Raw genomic sequence first — 447 nt, 5'->3', positions numbered from 1 at the left:
TCGCGCAGTGGAACACGGGCGACCTCGAGTCGTTCCTCATCGAGATCACCGCGGACGTGCTCCAGCACGTGGACGCGGAGACCGGCAAGGCGTTCGTGGACGTCGTGCTCGACCAGGCGGAGCAGAAGGGCACCGGCCGCTGGACGGTGCAGAACGGCCTCGACCTCGGCGTGCCGATCACCGGCATCGCGGAGGCGACGTTCGCCCGCGCGCTGTCCGGCTCGGTCCCGCAGCGCGAGGCAGGCCGTGCGGCGCTGCCCGCCGACGCCGCCGCGTGGGACGTGCAGGACCGCGACGCGTTCGTCGAGGACGTGCGCCTCGCGCTCTACGCGTCGAAGGTCGTCGCGTACTCGCAGGGCTTCGACCAGATCGCGGCGGCGTCGGCCGAGTACGGCTGGGACATCGACCGCGGCGCGATGGCCCGCATCTGGCGTGGCGGCTGCATCA

At 72.5% G+C, this 447-nt stretch carries 1 pseudogene; it reads left to right on the top strand.

Features of this window, described 5'->3' with window-relative positions:
• A pseudogene (locus G3I78_RS48415) lies at nucleotides 1-447 on the top strand (NADP-dependent phosphogluconate dehydrogenase); the annotation flags it as partial.

Source organism: Streptomyces sp. SID13726, assembly GCF_010548375.1.
GTDB lineage: Bacteria > Actinomycetota > Actinomycetes > Streptomycetales > Streptomycetaceae > Streptomyces.
Note: the sequence above shows the minus strand (reverse complement) of the source record. Positions and strands in the feature narration are given on the sequence as shown.